At 29.4% G+C, this 16553-nt stretch carries 16 protein-coding genes and 1 other annotated feature; of the genes, 11 read left to right on the top strand and 5 right to left on the bottom strand.

Going from position 1 to position 16553, the window contains the following annotated elements; genetic code table 11:
- Nucleotides 1-9: 9 nt before the first annotated feature.
- From PTZ02_RS11860 to PTZ02_RS11840, 5 genes are all read left to right on the top strand, one after another.
- Nucleotides 10-1230 (top strand): glycosyltransferase family 4 protein, encoded by a 1221-nt coding sequence (locus tag PTZ02_RS11860; protein WP_274227989.1) that lies wholly within the window; start codon nt 10-12, stop codon nt 1228-1230.
- 19 nt (nt 1231-1249) lie between these two features.
- On the top strand, nt 1250-1855 hold the full coding sequence (locus PTZ02_RS11855; protein ID WP_274227988.1) for a sugar transferase: 606 nt from the start codon (nt 1250-1252) through the stop codon (nt 1853-1855).
- 20 nt (nt 1856-1875) lie between these two features.
- On the top strand, nt 1876-2958 hold the full coding sequence (locus PTZ02_RS11850; RefSeq protein ID WP_274227987.1) for a Gfo/Idh/MocA family protein: 1083 nt from the start codon (nt 1876-1878) through the stop codon (nt 2956-2958).
- A 161-nt stretch (nt 2959-3119) separates the two neighbouring features.
- Nucleotides 3120-4649 carry a murein biosynthesis integral membrane protein MurJ gene (gene murJ / locus PTZ02_RS11845; RefSeq protein ID WP_274227986.1) on the top strand — a complete coding sequence of 510 codons (1530 nt, stop codon included), beginning with the start codon at nt 3120-3122 and terminating at the stop codon, nt 4647-4649.
- Nucleotides 4650-4677: 28 nt separating this feature from the next.
- Nucleotides 4678-5760 (top strand): glycosyltransferase family 4 protein, encoded by a 1083-nt coding sequence (locus PTZ02_RS11840; protein WP_274227985.1) that lies wholly within the window; start codon nt 4678-4680, stop codon nt 5758-5760.
- Nucleotides 5761-5843: 83 nt separating this feature from the next.
- On the opposite strand, the gene PTZ02_RS11835 is transcribed toward PTZ02_RS11840, so the two are convergent.
- Entirely contained in the window at nt 5844-7301 is a 1458-nt protein-coding gene (locus PTZ02_RS11835) for a cell wall-binding repeat-containing protein (RefSeq protein ID WP_274227984.1), read from the bottom strand.
- Between the two features lie 183 nt (nt 7302-7484).
- Here PTZ02_RS11835 and galU point away from each other — a divergent pair, with 183 nt between their 5' ends.
- Nucleotides 7485-8357, top strand: coding sequence for a UTP--glucose-1-phosphate uridylyltransferase GalU (gene galU, locus PTZ02_RS11830; RefSeq protein ID WP_274227983.1), 873 nt, complete (start codon nt 7485-7487; stop codon nt 8355-8357).
- Nucleotides 8358-8388: 31 nt separating this feature from the next.
- Here galU and trpS read toward each other — a convergent pair whose 3' ends face one another.
- The 4 genes from trpS to PTZ02_RS11810 all read right to left on the bottom strand — a co-directional run bounded on the left by trpS (nt 8389) and on the right by PTZ02_RS11810 (nt 11493).
- Nucleotides 8389-9387 carry a tryptophan--tRNA ligase gene (gene trpS, locus PTZ02_RS11825; protein WP_274227982.1) on the bottom strand — a complete coding sequence of 333 codons (999 nt, stop codon included), beginning with the start codon at nt 9385-9387 and terminating at the stop codon, nt 8389-8391.
- A 44-nt stretch (nt 9388-9431) separates the two neighbouring features.
- Nucleotides 9432-9661 (bottom strand) — a binding site (T-box leader).
- A gap of 60 nt (nt 9662-9721) precedes the next feature.
- Nucleotides 9722-9877: a DUF5670 family protein gene (locus PTZ02_RS11820; RefSeq protein WP_274227981.1), complete on the bottom strand. Its 156-nt coding sequence runs from the start codon at nt 9875-9877 to the stop codon at nt 9722-9724.
- Nucleotides 9878-10091: 214 nt separating this feature from the next.
- Entirely contained in the window at nt 10092-10256 is a 165-nt protein-coding gene (locus PTZ02_RS11815) for a zinc-ribbon domain-containing protein (protein WP_274227980.1), read from the bottom strand.
- A gap of 166 nt (nt 10257-10422) precedes the next feature.
- Complete coding sequence (locus PTZ02_RS11810; RefSeq protein ID WP_274227979.1) at nt 10423-11493, bottom strand: endospore germination permease; 1071 nt, start codon at nt 11491-11493, stop codon at nt 10423-10425.
- Nucleotides 11494-11592: 99 nt separating this feature from the next.
- On the opposite strand from PTZ02_RS11810, the gene PTZ02_RS11805 reads away from it, so the two are divergent.
- The 5 genes from PTZ02_RS11805 to PTZ02_RS11785 all read left to right on the top strand — a co-directional run bounded on the left by PTZ02_RS11805 (nt 11593) and on the right by PTZ02_RS11785 (nt 16443).
- Nucleotides 11593-12990: a spore germination protein gene (locus PTZ02_RS11805; protein WP_274227978.1), complete on the top strand. Its 1398-nt coding sequence runs from the start codon at nt 11593-11595 to the stop codon at nt 12988-12990.
- A gap of 3 nt (nt 12991-12993) precedes the next feature.
- Nucleotides 12994-14112: a Ger(x)C family spore germination protein gene (locus PTZ02_RS11800; protein ID WP_274227977.1), complete on the top strand. Its 1119-nt coding sequence runs from the start codon at nt 12994-12996 to the stop codon at nt 14110-14112.
- A gap of 72 nt (nt 14113-14184) precedes the next feature.
- Nucleotides 14185-14676, top strand: coding sequence for a YajQ family cyclic di-GMP-binding protein (locus PTZ02_RS11795; RefSeq protein WP_274227976.1), 492 nt, complete (start codon nt 14185-14187; stop codon nt 14674-14676).
- A gap of 138 nt (nt 14677-14814) precedes the next feature.
- Complete coding sequence (locus PTZ02_RS11790; RefSeq protein ID WP_274227975.1) at nt 14815-15969, top strand: AlbA family DNA-binding domain-containing protein; 1155 nt, start codon at nt 14815-14817, stop codon at nt 15967-15969.
- Between the two features lie 51 nt (nt 15970-16020).
- On the top strand, nt 16021-16443 hold the full coding sequence (locus tag PTZ02_RS11785; RefSeq protein ID WP_274227974.1) for a hypothetical protein: 423 nt from the start codon (nt 16021-16023) through the stop codon (nt 16441-16443).
- Nucleotides 16444-16553 lie beyond the last annotated feature (110 nt).

Here is a 16553-nt window from a genome sequence, read left to right as displayed (position 1 = left end):
ATTATACCGATGAAAATATTGTTTTTGACGCAGTATTGTCCTCCAGAAGTTGGAGCACCTCAAAATAGAATATTTGAATTTGCTAAAGGATTAAAGAAATTGGGCCACGATGTTACAATATTAACAGCAATGCCTAATTATCCTAAGGGAGAAATATTTGAAGAATATAAGGGGAAAAAGATAGTTAAGGAAGAAATAGATGATATAAAGATAGTTAGAACAGGGATATATGCAACTAAGAGCAAAAGCTTTACTAAAAGGTTAAGAAACTATTTATCATTTACTTTTTCTTCGGTTTTTGATGGTAGTAGACATATTGAAAATCAAGATGTTGTAATAACAGAATCGCCTCCATTATTTTTAGGGTGGTCTGGGTATATAATAGCGAAAAGAAAAAAGGCTAAGTTTGTGTTTAATGTATCAGACTTATGGCCAGAATCAGCAGTAAAACTAGGTGTACTAAATAATAAGCTTTTTATAAAAATGTCTACATGGCTAGAGGAGTTTTGTTATAGAAAAGCGGCTCTTGTTACTGGCCAAACTCAAGGAATTGTAGATAATATTGTCGCTAGAGGCTTTAATAAAGATAAGGTTCAATTAATAACAAATGGTGTTGATATTACATTCTTTAGTAAAGAAAAAAGAGACGAGGAATATAGAAAAGAATTAGGTGTGGAGAATAAATTCTGCGTGTGTTATGCTGGAATACACGGAATTGCCCAGGGACTCGAAGTTGTTATAGAAGCAGCAGAGATTCTAAAGGAACATGAAAAAATACAATTTTTGTTTTTTGGAGATGGTCCAGAAAAAAGTGGCTTAATTGATTTAGCTCAAGAAAAGAACTTAAAAAATATTAAGTTTTTCCCAGTGCAAATGAAACCGCAAATGCCTAGAATAATTGCTTCTATGGATGCAACAGTTGTGCCATTAAAGAGATTAGATTTATTTAAAGGTGCCTTACCATCAAAAATGTTTGAAGCTCTTGCATCTGAATTACCTATAATTTTAGCAGTAGAAGGTGAAGCAGAAAAATTAATTAATAATGCTAATGCAGGAATTGTTGTTGAACCAGAAAATCCAAAAGAAATAGCAGAGGCTATATTAAAGTTATATAATGACAATGAGCTTAAGAATAAACTTGGAAAAAATGGTAGAGAATATGTAAAAGAAAATTATTCGAGAGAAGCTATAGTTAAAAAATTAGAAAATCTATTAATAGCTATAAAATAATATTAGTAGGAAGTGAGTTATGAGAACTATAAATAACCTTTTTAAGAGAATCTTTGACTTTATTTTATCATTGATGGGATTGATAATAATATCTCCATTTTTGATTTTAATAGCAATTATAATTAAAAAAGATTCTAAAGGGAATGTTTTTTTTAAGCAAAAAAGAGTAGGAAAGAATTCTAAAGAATTTTATATATATAAATTTAGAACAATGGTTCCAAATGCCGAAAGTTTAGGTAAACAAATAACTGTTGGTAAGGATAATAGGATAACCAAGATTGGAGCATTTCTAAGAAAATATAAATTGGATGAGTTACCTCAATTAATAAATGTATTAATTGGAGAGATGAGTTTAGTTGGTCCTAGACCAGAAGTTCCTAGATACGTCAATTTATATTCAGAAGAGCAAAAGAAAGTATTACTTGTTAAGCCTGGAATTACTGATTTAGCATCAATAAGGTATAAGGATGAAAATGATATTCTTGGTGAAATGGAAAATCCAGAACAATATTACATTGATACTATTATGCCAGATAAGTTAGAGCTAAATTTAAAGTATATAGAGAAGAGCAATGTATTTTTAGATTTATTTATTATATTAAAAACTATAGCAAAATGTTTTTAAAGTGATTTGGAGGTAACTTTATGAAAAAGTTAAAATTTGCAATAATAGGTTGTGGCAGAATTTCTTATAAACATGTAGAGGCATTAGTAAATAATCATGCAGAAGCAGTGCTAGTAGCAACATGTGATATTGATATATCTAAAGCTGAAGATAAAAAAAATGAATATATTAAAAATTTAAATAGTGAGTATACAAATGTTAAGGCATATGCAGATTATAAAGAAATGCTGGACAATGAGGATATAGATGTAGTAACTATCGCAACAGAAAGTGGATATCACGCTGAAATTGCAATTTATTCAATGAATAAGAAGAAACATGTACTAGTAGAGAAGCCTATGGCACTTTCAATTGAAGATGCGGATAACATGATAAAAGCAGCTAAGGAGAACAACGTTAAGTTATCTATATGTCATCAAAATAGATTTAATAAGCCAATTCAAAAATTGAGAGAAGCTATTGAAAAAGATAAGTTTGCTAAGATATTCAATGGAACTGCAAGGATTCTTTGGAATAGAAATATGGGATATTATGAACAAGCTCCTTGGAGAGGTACATGGGATTTAGATGGTGGAACGTTAATGAATCAATGTATACATAATATTGATTTACTTCAATGGATGTTAGGAGGAGAAATTCAAACAGTTTACTCACAATGTGATACTTTCATGAGAAGTATAGAAGCAGAGGATTTTGGAGCTATAATAATAAGGTTCAAAAATGGAGCTATAGGAATTGTGGAAGGTAGTGCATGTGTTTTCCCAAAAAATCTTGAAGAAACACTTAGCGTTTTTGGTGAGAAAGGAACAGTTGTTATTGGTGGGTTAGCAGTAAATGAACTAGAAACTTGGAGATTTGAGAATGAAGATGAAGATGCAGTAAAAAGAGATTTAAAGGTAGAAATAGATAATGTATATGGTATGGGACATACACCATTATTTGAAAACTTAATTACTTCAATTAATAATAACGAAACTCCATTAATTGATGGTGAAGAGGGAAAAAAAGCTATGTCAATAATATTAGCTGCATATAAGTCTAGAAAAACAGGTCTTCCGGTAGAATTTCCATTAACTGATTTTTCTACATCAGATATGAAATAGACTATTTAAAAAAGCAAGGGGATAAAGTATTTTCTTGCTTTTTTTATTGAATTCAATTTATGGACAAAGGATTTTTCAGGTGTTATAATTAGCTTTGAATTTGTTTAAAAGAAAATTTATATTTATTATATATAGGGATTTTTATATTACTGGAGGAAAAAATGAAAAATAATAAGTTTTTAAAATCAGCTAGTATAGTTATGATTATAACATTATTTAGTAAGGTAATTGGTTTTTTAAGAGATGCACTTATAGCAAAGCAATTTGGAGCTACATATCAAACAGATGCTTTCAATATGGCAATTACAATACCCACTGTATTGTTTACTATATTTGCTTTAGCAATCTCTACAACTTTTATCCCTATACTAACAGAAACAAAGAATATCGAAGGAAAAAACAACATGTTTAGATTAGCAAATAATCTTATGAATGTTGTATTAGTAATATCAATTTTGGTAGGAATACTTTCTTGGGTTGGATCTCCGATTATTGTAAAGATTATGGCTCCAAATTTTAGTGGAGAAACTTATAATTTAACGGTCTTATTAACAAAAATTAGTGTGATGAATATAATTTTTATGAGTATGAATAGTGGATTTACTGCAATACTACAAACACTAGAAGATTTTTCAGCGCCTGCACTTGTAGGGGTTGCAATGAATATTCCAGTTATCGTATATATATTATTTTCTGGGGATCATACCATAATGGGGCTAACAATTGCAACTTGTATAGGAAAATTGGGTGAGGTAGTAATACAAATACCTTGGCTTTTAAAGCATAAGTATAAGTATGAATTTTATATCAATTTAAAAGATAAGAGGATACATAGAATATTAAATTTAATCGGACCTGTAATAATTGGAGCCGGAGTTAACCAATTAAATACTATTGTTGATAAAGGCGTTGGCTCAGGACTAAGTAGTGGGAGTATATCATCTTTAGACTATGGAAATAAAGTAGATACAATATTATACTCAATTTTTGCTATGACAGTAATAACTATTATTTATCCACTATTTGCTCAAGAAAGTGAGAATAAAGCGAATTTTAAGAAGTATTTAAGCAAAGGAATTAATTATATTAATATAATTATGATTCCAACTACTGTGGCTACAATTATATTAAGTAAGCCTATAGTTGATGTTATTTTTAAAAGAGGAGCTTTTGATGAAGTTGCATCTAAGATGACATCTACGGCGTTGATATATTATGCAATTGGAATTACCTTTGTTGGTATTAGGGATGTGCTAAGTAGAGCCTTTTATGCCCTAAAAGATACCAAAACACCAATGAAAAATGGAATTATAGGTGTTATTGTAAATATAGCATGTAACTTAGTTTTGGTTCATGTTCTAGATATTGGAGGAATTGCTTTATCTACATCAATTGCGGCAATAGTAACAGTAATAATTTTAGCAAATAATTTAAGGAAAAAAATCAATGGTATTAATGGTGGAGATATTTTAAGAGCATCAAGTAAGATAGTTTTTGCGTCAGCAATTATGGGCATAGGTATATTTTTGGTTAAACAAATACTAACAAATAGACTTCCTGCAGGAAATACTGGAAATATGATTCTGATACTTATTTGTGGTGTATTTGGGATGATCATATATGCTATTCTTATTTATATTTTTAAAGTTGAAGAAGCTGATGAATTATTCAAAAAGTTAGTTAAAAGATAAATAATTAATTTGTAATAGGGGTGAAATTATGAAGATTTGTTATTTGGCTAATGCTAATAGTTCACATACAAAAAAGTGGTGTGAAAGTTTTGTTAAGAAGGGTTATGAAGTAAGTGTTATTTCATTAAGTGATGGAGTTATAGATAATGTTAGAGTGTACAGTTTAGATATTGATAGTAATAACATTACTAAAAAAAATGATTTATTCAAGTTGAACTATTTAAAAAAAATAGCAATGGTTAGGAAGCTTGTTCGTGAAATAAAGCCAGATATTCTTCATGCTCATTATGCAACAAGTTATGGACTATTAGGAAGTTTAGCATCATATTCTCCATTAGTTCTATCAGTATGGGGAAGTGACGTGTATGATTTTCCGAATAAGAGTCCTATACACAGAAAACTTTTAAAATATAATTTAGCTAAGGCTGATGTCGTAATGTCTACAAGTAATTGTATGGCAAAAGAAGTTAGTAAGTATACTGATAAGGATATATTTGTAACACCATTTGGAGTCGACATAAATAAGTTTAAAGTTAAATTAAAAGAAAGAAATGAAAATGAAATTGTTATAGGAACAGTTAAAAGTTTGGAAAAAATTTATGGTATAGATATTCTTATTAAAGCTTTTTCAATAGTAAAGAGTAAGGTAAATGATAAGAATATTAAATTGAAAATTGCAGGAAAAGGTACTTTAGAAAAAGAATTAAAAGAATTAGTAGCTAGTTTAAATTTAAGTAATGAAGTTGAGTTCTTAGGGTTTTTATCAGAAGATGATGTAATTAGTACATTTCAATCGCTGGACATTGCAGTGTTTCCATCAATTTCAGAAAGTTTTGGGGTGGCTGCTATTGAGGCAGAAGCTTGTGGAATTCCAACAGTTATATCAAATGAAGAGGGATTAATGGAGGCAACTAATCCTAATAAATCAAGCTTAGTTGTCAAAAAGTCAAATATAGAAGAACTAGCAGAAGCTATTATTAAGTTGATTAATGATGCATCACTAAGAGAAAATATGGGTAGAGCAGGAAGAGAATATGTGGAAAATAACTATAATATAATTAATAACTTTAATTATGTTGAAGAAATATATAAGCAAGTTAATATGAAATAGAAAGTATATATTATATTCTATAATCAAAAAGATGATTCCATAATTATGGAATCATCTTTTTATTTTAAAGTACATGAACTGTATTATTGATTCAATTTAATGCTATTTATAAAATCATCAGAAAGTAATCCAGTTCCTCCAAGAACATATAAATTTGATGGACCATCTCTCTTTACAAAATTCATAATATTACTATCAATAGAGTTGCCATTTGTCAATATAATAGGAAGTCTCTTCTTGGCAGCAAGCACACCGCCAGTTAATGCATCAGGAAAATCAAGTCCAGTTGTAATCACATTTCCAACAGAAAATGTACTTCTATAGGCCTTTAAAATCTCTAAACTAGTACTAAATCTATCTTGACCAGCAAGTCTGTCGATAGTTATACCAAGATTTTTTAATTGATTTTCAACATTTAAGGATACAACTCCAGAGCCACCTGCAATTACTATTTTATTAATGCCATTATTCAAAATAAATGATTGAGTAGAAGGATCTAGAGTAGTTGGAGTAGTAAATAGTATAGGATATCCAAGTAATGCTGCAGTTGGACTAATAGATAGAGCATCTGGAAAATCTAATGCAGTGGTTAGTACAGCTGTCTTACTTGAAGTACTATTTATAACTTGCTTGGCAATTTTTGTTGAAGTTTCAAACCTATCGTTGCCTCCTAAGCGAAACACACTATAGCTCGACTTTAATGAGGTTTCAATATTAGAAGAAATTACCCCAGCGCCTCCAAGTATGTAAATATTTTTTGGATGTAATCTTTGTATTTCATACTGAACAGTGCTCGGTATGGAATTAGGATCAATAAGCAAAATAGGTGCATTTAAGGAGTAAGCTAGAGGTACAGCTGATAATGCATCTGGAAAGTTATATGCGTATGCAAGAACAACATTGTCAGCACCAGTTGGCCAACCTTCACGACTGATAGCAGTAGAAGTACCATACCTATCTGTTCCACCTAATCTAGAAACTCCTGTTGGAGGTAATATACCTAAGTTAAGTGATGTTGAACTAAAACTAACTTTTGAACCATTACTATCTGATAGCTTAATTTGCATAGTATTTATACTTTGAGAGGAACTTCCACCATTAATTGTAGATAAATTTATAGTACCATTTTTTAATGCTTTACCATAAATTCTAAATAAAGTTCCATCTGTTATATTTAAACCAGGAATATTACCTATTAAAGTTGAATAGAATGATATCTTTCCATTAGCAGAATCGATTACTGGATTTCCGTATGTAGAATTACTATTATTGAATATGTCTCCAACCATGATATTAGAAATTTGAATATATGATTTATCGTAATATAAATCTATAGATGCACCAAATAAGTTTGCAATATTTTTTGCATTTACATTAATTACAAAGTTATCACCAACATGAATAGGCGATTGCTCAATAGAATAATATATTGATGGAGTGCTTATTGCTTTGGCTGGTAAAATGAAAGATGCAGAAATTAAAAAAGTAATAAGAGAGAAACATAAAATTTTAAAAAGCTTTTTGTTAGAAAGATTATACATAAACTATTCTCCATTCGTTGATATTGTAAAGCATTAATTTATTTATCTTTATTATACAATAAGAATAATACAGTTGTGAAGAAGAGAGAATTAAATAAGAATAACTAGCTAATATTGATGTAATATCCTTATTATGTTAAACTTTAATATAGGATAAAGAATTAGAAAGGTAAGGATGAAGATATGAAGGTTAAAAAAGCTATAATTCCAGCAGCTGGTTTAGGAACTAGATTTTTACCAGCAACAAAGGCTCAACCAAAGGAAATGTTACCTATAGTTGATAAGCCAACAATACAGTATATTATTGAAGAGGCAATTGCTTCTGGTATAGAGGAGATATTAATAATTACTGGAAGAAATAAGAAGTGTATTGAAGATCATTTTGACAAATCTGTTGAATTAGAAATGGAATTAGAGAAGAATGGTAAGGAAGAACTATTAGAAATAGTTAGAGATATTTCGGACATGGTTGATATCCATTACATTAGGCAAAAAGAACCTAAAGGATTAGGACATGCTATACTATGTGCTAAAACTTTTGTTGGGAATGAGCCATTTGCAGTTCTTTTAGGAGATGACGTAGTTTATAGTGAAAAACCTTGTTTAAAGCAATTGATAGAATGCTTCGATGAATATAAAACTTCAATTTTAGGCGTACAAACAGTGCCTAGAAGTGATGTAAGTAAATACGGAATTGTTGATGGAAAACATATAGAAGATAGAGTATATAAAGTTAAAAATCTTGTTGAAAAACCAAACGTTGAGGAAACACCAAGTGATGTAGCTATATTAGGGAGATATATTATAACTCCTCAAATATTTGATATTTTAAAGAATACTGAGCCTGGAAAGGGAGGAGAAATCCAATTAACTGATGCACTAAAGGAATTAGTATCTCAAGAAGCAATGTATGCTTTTAATTTTGAAGGTAGAAGATATGATGTTGGAGATAAATTAGGATTTTTACAAGCTACAGTAGAGTATGCATTAAGAAAAGAAGACTTAAGAGATGAATTTATAGAGTACCTAGCGTCCAAGCCATGGGAAAGAGTATAATAAAAAAGAGAGTAACACTCTCTTTTTTTATTTATCTAGGAATTAATCCAATTTTCTTTTGAACTTTTCTTAAAGTTTTATTTGCTACGTAGGATGCTTTAACAGCACCATTTTTATAAATTTCTTCTAAATACGATTTATTTAATAAGAGATTGTTGATTTTTTCTTGTAAAGGAGTCAATTCATCTACAATCGCATCACCAACGTCTTTCTTAAATTCAGCATAACCTTTATCAGTATAATTAGCAACTACATCTTCTGGAGTTATCCCTTTAATAGAACAAAGGATATTTATTAGGTTTTTAATTCCAGGTTGCTCATCTGAGTAATTAATTTTGCCTAAAGTATCAGTAACAGCTCTACTTATTTTCTTACGTATAACCTCTGGGGGGTCCATTATTAAGATATAAGTATTTGGATTTTCATCTGATTTAGACATTTTCTTTAATGGGTCTTGTAAATTCATTATTTTAGCGCCTGTTGTTGGAATATATGGGTCAGGTATAATAAATGTATCACTATAGGTATTATTAAATCTATTTGCAATATCTCTGCATAGTTCCAAGTGTTGTTTTTGATCCTTCCCAACAGGGACTAAGTCAGCATTATATAATAATATATCAGCAGCCATTAAAACAGGGTAGTTGAATAAACCAGAACCTATAGAATCACCTAACTTTTGAGATTTGTCCTTATATTGAGTCATTCTTCCAAGTTCACCCATGTAAGTATTACAAGTTAATAACCAAGAGAGTTCACTATGAGCTGAAACATGAGACTGAATAAATAAAGTATTTTTTTCAGGATCAATACCAGCACCTATATAAATAGCTAACATTTCTAAGGTCTTTTTTCTTAGGTTAGCTGGAGTTTGGCGAACAGTAATTGCATGTAAATCAACCACACAAAAATAACAATCATATTCTTCTTGTAACTTTACCCAATTTTTTAATGCTCCTAAGTAGTTTCCTAAAGTTAAATCACCAGATGGTTGTATACCACTAAAGATAACTTTTTTTCTATCATCCATTGTATTTCTCCTCTCGAAATTAAAATAAGCCCTATGGATTTTATCCATAGGGCGTATAAAACGCGGTGCCACCTATCTTTTAGAGTAGAACTCTTCTTAATAAGATACAAATATATCTTGTTCTTTTAACGTAGAACAATCGTTCTAGCCTACTTATAATTCAGCTAAAAACCTCAAAGATCCATTCAGCTTAATCTTACATACTGTAATCTCACCATCTACAGTTCTCTTTAAAGAAGTTATTAAGCTTACTACTTCTTTTCATAGGAATCAACTAGTATTATATTATACTATATATTATATGATTATGAAAGAAGACTGTCAACGAAAGGAATTAATAGTTTTTTCTTCTTCCGAATAAGGCATCGAGTATAAAAACGATAGCAGCTAAAACTAATAAAAAATTAATAGCATAGCCACCAATTCTGAAAATAAGTCCTAAAATCCAAAAGAATAATACGAATCCACCAATCCATCTAAAAAAAACCATACACAACACCTCCTAAAGCATTATGTATTTAGTATTCCATCATATAAAATAATAATTCAAACTGTGTCAGAAATAATTCAAGATATATAACAGGGGCCATAGGAGTGGAGCTAGCTATTCAAATAGTTTCTATAGTTAAAAAGAGATGGATTAAAGTAATTTATTATTAAAATACAAGCCCCTTACCTAATTAGGCAAGGGGCTCTTAAAAGAATTAGAATCTGTCTCTGTTGAATTTTTGAGCTTTTCTAGCTTTTCTGCATTCAGGGCATCTTACAGGATCATTTTCGAATCCTTTTTCTTTATAGAATTCTTGTTCACCAACAGTGAAAACAAATTCCTTTCCACAATCTTTGCATACTAAAGTTTTATCTTCCATATCTATGGACCTCCTTAAAAATCTGTAGGGTCATTTTAGATATAATTTTAACCTTCCAGATATTAAGAAAGTAAAAATTTATCATTAAAAATTTCCCATATATTGTACAAAAATATTATATCATATCAGTGTTTAAAAACAATATTTTTTAAGGAAAAAATTTCTACTAATTGGCTTTATGGCTAAATTTAAAAAGCATACATGCTATTAGTGGAATTATCAAAATTACGACTAAATTAGCCAAGGATAGATAGTTTAATTCTACAATAAAATTATATGTATTTTTACTAAAATAAAAGCAAAACAAGAATATGAATATTGATATGATGGTGAAAAATTTAAATTTATTAGTGAGTTTACTTTCATTAATATAGAATATTCCATATATGCATAATAAATATTTAATAATAAATCCAAGCATATATTGCATTAAAACAAATAATTCACCACTTTCAACATATCCGCCGTAAGAAATCCTTTGTGCTTGAATGAATTCTGGGTAAAATAAGTTATTAGCTCTTATTGGTCCCAAGGAGCAAATAATATTAAAGACTGAGTAGACAATAATTATTAATGCGATAATAATAGCTATAAAATAGTGGGATTTTAAATTATTTTTCTTTGAAATATTCTTTATATATGGCAAAGAAATTCCAAGGGTTGACATAAGTCCCAAAGCATAGAGTATGCTAAAAAATGAATTTAGATTTAATTTATTTTCTAGTATAGGAGTCACATTTAAATATTTATTATATGGAAGTCCAAGTATTATTAGCAGAAATGTACATATAAGCATAAATGTTATTGAAACCAATGCAAGTTTAAAAATACTGTCGAAGCCTTTTGAAGCCATATAAATACAAGGTATTATTAAAAATAAATAAGAAAAAAACAAAGGGGTCTCTATAAATAAATTTGTATGAATAGCACTAGATAAAGCTGTTATACTTTCACAGCAATTCAGAAATAAAACTGCTGAAAAGAGCAATAAAAAAATAGTTCCAAAGGATTTCCCAAAGGACTTAATATAAAGAAAGTTTAAATCTGGAATATTGTATTTGACAAATGTATTTATTATTATATAACCAACAGTAATAAGTATTAACCCGGCAATAAGTGTATACAACCAGGCATCTCTTCCCCCCCACTCAATAACTAGACCAGGATATAATTTTATTGAGAGCATAGTCAAACATATAATAAAAAACATAAAATGTTTACTTGTTATTTTATCCAAATTAGTCCACCTCTTCTTAATTTTATTCTGAAATAGTATTTACTATTTTGGGGAATATTAAACCCTATGGAAGAAAATAATAAAGAGTAGGTGAGGGAAATGAGCAAGAATAATTTAGATATTATTAAGGAGAAGTTTAATAATGCTTTTGATGTAAAGTATAGAGAAATTGAGACACCAATTGGAAAAGCTACACTGGTATTTATAGATGATTTGTGCTCATCTGATTTCATAAGCCAGTATATTATTAAACCACTAATAGCTAAAAGAAATAATATTAGTAATACTGAAGACCTTTTAACTAAAGTTTTGGATATTAATTTAGCTGGGGACGTTAAAGATATTAGTGATGCTGAATTACATATATTAATGGGTGACGTAGTACTTATATTTAGTCAAAATGAAAAAATGCTTTATTGTGAAGTTAAAGGTTTTGTTAGGAGAAGTGTAGGAATACCTGTTACAGAGTCAGTGCTTAAAGGTCCTAGAGAGGGGTTTGCAGAAGCACTTGTTGATAATGTAGCATTAATCAGAAGAAGAATAAAAAATCCTAGCTTGAAATTTGAAGTAATGTTTGCGGGAACAGAATCTCAAACAACCATTTGCGTATGCTATATGGATGGCATTGCCCCAAGTAATTTAGTTGAAGAGGTAAAACGTAAGGTAAAGAAAATAAAATATAATTTTATATTAGATACAAACTACATAGAAAATGAACTTAAGGAAAAGAAGAGTGTTTTTGATACTGTAGGATATACAGAAAAGCCAGATGAAGTATGTTCGAAGATCATGGAGGGACGGGTATCAGTAATTGTTGATGGAACACCTTTTGTTATTACAGTTCCTTATTTCTTTTTGGAAAATTTTCAAGCTCCAGATGATTATTATCTAAATAAATACTTCGTAAATTTTACCAGGTGCCTTAGATGGATTGCATTTTTTATATCAACATTTTTGCCTGGTATATATGTTGCTATAATAACATACCATTATGGAATGATTCCAACCTTGTTTGTATTTAGATTGGCAGTAGCAAGGGCGGGAGTTCCATTCCCAACATTTTTAGAAGTCATTCTAATGATGGTATTTTTTCAATTAATAAAAGAAGCGGGCTTAAGATTGCCTCAACCAATTGGAGGGGCCATGAGTATAGTATCTGCATTGATACTTGGTGATGCAGCAGTAGGAGCAGGATTAGCGTCGAGAACAACTATTTTAGTTGTAGCAATAAGTACCGTTAGTTATTTCTTGATACCAAAAGTATATGGAGCAGTGTCTATATGGTCCATTATTATTGTGATTTTATCTGCAGCTTATGGATTAATAGGATTTACTATTGGAGAAATGGTATTGATTGCTCACTTGGCTTCACTAAAAACAACTGGATATAGTTATTTATTTCCGCTAGGTACGACTAAAAGTCATGAATTTAAGGATATTATCTTTAGAGGTGATTTAAGAAAGATATCTGGAAGAATATTTAGTAAGGGGGAATAAATAGTGAGAAAACTAAAGAAGATAATAGGATTAGTAATGACATTGATTCTTATGGCAGCATCTACAGGATGCTATAACTATAGAGATATAAATAAGGTTACATTTGTGACTTCGGCAATTTTAGACTTGGATCCGTTTGATAATGTTGTAATATATTTGGAATGTATAAATCCTTACAGAAACACAAATGAAAGTTCTGATAAAGGTAAGAGAATAGTCTATGCGGGTACAGGAAAGACTTTTCTTGAGGCAATTCGGGATGTTGGGAGAAGTTCCTCATACAAAATTAATTTTACCCAAAATAGAGCATATATATTTACAGAAAATGCTGCAAGAAAGGGCTTAAAAAGACACATAGATTTAATAGAAAAAGACCAAGAACTATTAGTAAAACCAGATATGTTTGTGTATTATGGATCACTAGACCCATTAATTAAGTTTGGAGATAATGATGAATATCTAGGGCTATATTTAAATGAATTAACACAGAAAATGAAAACAACTCCTACAGTATTGTACATGAATACAAGTGATTATTTAACTGAGCGGATGGCAGGTAACGGAACAACTGTAATAGGAGGCTTAAGGTTTAAAGAAGATATTGTAGGGAAAAAGCTAGAACTTTCTGGTGGAGGTGTATTTAAAGGGGATAGACTTGTACAAAATATTAATGAAGATGAAGGTCTGAGCTTCAATTTTTTAAGAGATAATGTAAAGTCTGGCACTCTTGAAGTAAGAAATCCACAAGATAGAGATACTTTTGTAACTTTAGAAATTTTAAAAAGTAAAACTAAAACTGATATTCAGTATGATGGCCAAAGGGTAAGACTTTTAAAAAAAATAATAATAAATGCATCTATAGCAGAAGCTCAAGGAAAACTCATAGTAGATGAAAATGTTATTAATTATATTAAAACTTGGGAAGCAGAAAATATAAGAAAGCATCTTTCACAAGTATTTAGTGTATACAAAAACCAAAATATTGATATATTCCAAGTAGAGAGTAAATTAAGTAAAAAATACTCTAAAGTAGAAATTGAAGATCCTATTAGATTAACAGATTTAATAGTTGATGTAGATTTAAATATTGAAGGAACCTCAAAAACAAAGAATTCTCTATAACTATTGAATATACATAATAAATATTTTAAACTATTTAATATAACATCAATAATTTACCAAGGGGGAAGAAATATGGCAAGTAGTTATTCTTTCGATATTGTTTCACAGGTTGATATGCAAGAAGTAGATAATGCTGTAAATCAATCATTAAAGGAAATAAGTCAAAGATATGATTTTAAAGGAAGCAAAACTTCTATTGAGTTATTAAAGGATGAAATAAAAATACATTCAGAAGATGAATATAAGTTGAAAACAGTTATAGAAATATTAAAAGCTAAATTTGTTAAGAGAGGAGTTTCTCCTAAAGCCATTGATATTGGCAAAATTGATAATGCTAGTTTAGGAACAGTAAAAGTTACAGCTAATATTATAAATGGAATTTCTAAAGAAAAAGCAAAAGAGATTCAAAGTTCAATTAAGGAATCTAAAATTAAAGTTCAAACACAAGTAATGGAAGATCAGCTAAGAGTAACAGGAAAGAATAAGGATGATTTACAGGAAGTGATTGGACTAGTAAAACAGAAGGATTTTGGCATAGCAGTTCAGTTTGTAAATTTTAGATAAAAGAGTTTATTAAAATTGTGATTAATAGTAATTTAAATTACTTTTAATCACTTTTTATTTTATATTAGTAGACTTTTTATATAAATTATTTATATTATATAATATAATGAATATAAGAAGGATATAAGGGGAAAAGTTATGGATAGAAGAAAATTAATGACCCTTATTAAACAAGAAGAGGGAATAAAGTTAGACTTTAAGCAAAAGATAGATATAGGCACAGATAGCGGCAAAAAGGAGCTTGCTAAGGATATTTGCGCTATTGCAAACTCTAAAGGGGGAAGAGGATACTTAATTGTTGGAGTTGAGGATAAAACTAAAAATATTATTGGTATTGAGAAAGAATATATTTTTAGTGAAGAGCAAATTCAGCAAATAGTAGCATCTAGATGTGAAACTCCAATTCCTATAAAAGTAGATTTTTTTGAGGTTGAAAAAAAGAATATAGGAGTAATAACTATATATGATGGGCAGCAAAAACCATATCAAATAAGAGAAAATGGAGCATTTTATATAAGGAGAGGGTCTACAACAGATGTCATGAGAAAAGAGGAATTATTATCAGCTTTTCAAGAGAACTTGAACATAGTTTTAGAGGCATTTCCTCTTATACGTAGTAATATTAGTGCTTTAAATATGAAATTAGTAGATAAATATTTTCAAAAGAAGGGAATAATCATAAATGATGAAAATAGAGAATTCCTTTTGGAAAGTGCATCAATAATAGTAAGAGATGGTGATTCCGATAATTATTTTTGCTCACTAGGTGGATTATTAGTTTTCTCAGATATAAATTATTTATACATACCAAATAATATTGTTACAATTAGGGTATTAAGCAAAGAAAATAAGGAAGAAACAGTAGTTATTTCAGGTAACCTTATGAATATAATAGATGAAAGTGAAAAGAAGATTAATGAGGTTTTACCAAACGAATATCCTAAACAGCCAATACTTGAGGCTTTAAAAAACGCGGTATTATATAGAGATTATACTCATATAAATAGAGGAATAGATGTAGTTATAGGTCATAAATCTATTGAGGTAATGAGTCCAGGAAACCTCCTATATCCAAAAGTTTATCAAGATAATTTTAGCTACTTAAAAAGGAATATATGGTTATATGAAAAAATGATTACTTTAGATGAACATAAGCGCTTCTCACAAGGCGTGGATGGATTTAATATAATGAAAAAAGCCTTTTATGGTAAGGGTAGAGTAAAGTTTGTTAACTCTAGGATTGAAGAAGTTTTTAAAGTCATTTTTCCAGGATGGTCAATTTGTGAAAATTAGGTGTAGGGCTTTACCCCTATACCAATTAAATAAATATAAGGGGTGGTAAGAATGATTCAAGTATTTTGCAGCGAAAGAGGATCAGGAAAAACCAAAAAACTTATAAACTTAGCAAATGACAATTTAGAAGATGCTAAAGGAGATTCGGTATTTATTGATGATGATAACAGGACAATGTTATCACTAAATAGAAAAATACGGTTTATATCAACTGAAGATTTTACTTTAAAGGATTACGAAAGCTTTTATGGTTTTTTATGCGGTCTAATTTCCGAAAACTATGACATCGAATATATTTATGTAGATGGTCTTTCAAACATTGTTAGAGGTAATGAACTTAATGGAGCTGAGTTATTATTCGAAAAGATGAGAAATTTAAGTAGGAGGTTTGGAGTTAAGTTTTTTGTAAACTTAAATCATAATTGTAATGACGTGCCTGAATTTATAAGGCAATATAGTTATAGCTATAGTTAGATTTGAAAACAATTTCTTTAATATAAAACTAGGTTACATCTATTTTAAATATTATCAATCAAAGAAAATGGATGTAACTTAGTAGAAAGCCTGTAAGAGGGCTTTTTTAT

This window comes from Clostridium sp. 'White wine YQ', from assembly GCF_028728205.1.
In the GTDB taxonomy this organism is placed as follows: domain Bacteria; phylum Bacillota; class Clostridia; order Clostridiales; family Clostridiaceae; genus Clostridium_T.
This window is presented reverse-complemented; position numbering and strand designations above follow the sequence as displayed.

Bases quoted from the DNA above. Each gene is read 5' to 3' on its own strand.
- PTZ02_RS11855 (WP_274227988.1), top strand. From the start codon at position 1,250: ATGAGAACTATAAATAACCTTTTTAAGAGAATCTTTGACTTTATTTTA.
- PTZ02_RS11860 (WP_274227989.1), top strand. From the start codon at position 10: ATGAAAATATTGTTTTTGACGCAGTATTGTCCTCCAGAAGTTGGAGCA.
- PTZ02_RS11850 (WP_274227987.1), top strand. From the start codon at position 1,876: ATGAAAAAGTTAAAATTTGCAATAATAGGTTGTGGCAGAATTTCTTAT.
- PTZ02_RS11820 (WP_274227981.1), bottom strand. From the start codon at position 9,877: ATGGTTTTTTTTAGATGGATTGGTGGATTCGTATTATTCTTTTGGATT.
- PTZ02_RS11840 (WP_274227985.1), top strand. From the start codon at position 4,678: ATGAAGATTTGTTATTTGGCTAATGCTAATAGTTCACATACAAAAAAG.
- murJ (WP_274227986.1), top strand. From the start codon at position 3,120: ATGAAAAATAATAAGTTTTTAAAATCAGCTAGTATAGTTATGATTATA.
- PTZ02_RS11790 (WP_274227975.1), top strand. From the start codon at position 14,815: ATGGATAGAAGAAAATTAATGACCCTTATTAAACAAGAAGAGGGAATA.
- galU (WP_274227983.1), top strand. From the start codon at position 7,485: ATGAAGGTTAAAAAAGCTATAATTCCAGCAGCTGGTTTAGGAACTAGA.
- PTZ02_RS11805 (WP_274227978.1), top strand. From the start codon at position 11,593: ATGAGCAAGAATAATTTAGATATTATTAAGGAGAAGTTTAATAATGCT.
- PTZ02_RS11785 (WP_274227974.1), top strand. From the start codon at position 16,021: ATGATTCAAGTATTTTGCAGCGAAAGAGGATCAGGAAAAACCAAAAAA.
- trpS (WP_274227982.1), bottom strand. From the start codon at position 9,387: ATGGATGATAGAAAAAAAGTTATCTTTAGTGGTATACAACCATCTGGT.
- PTZ02_RS11835 (WP_274227984.1), bottom strand. From the start codon at position 7,301: ATGTATAATCTTTCTAACAAAAAGCTTTTTAAAATTTTATGTTTCTCT.
- PTZ02_RS11815 (WP_274227980.1), bottom strand. From the start codon at position 10,256: ATGGAAGATAAAACTTTAGTATGCAAAGATTGTGGAAAGGAATTTGTT.
- PTZ02_RS11795 (WP_274227976.1), top strand. From the start codon at position 14,185: ATGGCAAGTAGTTATTCTTTCGATATTGTTTCACAGGTTGATATGCAA.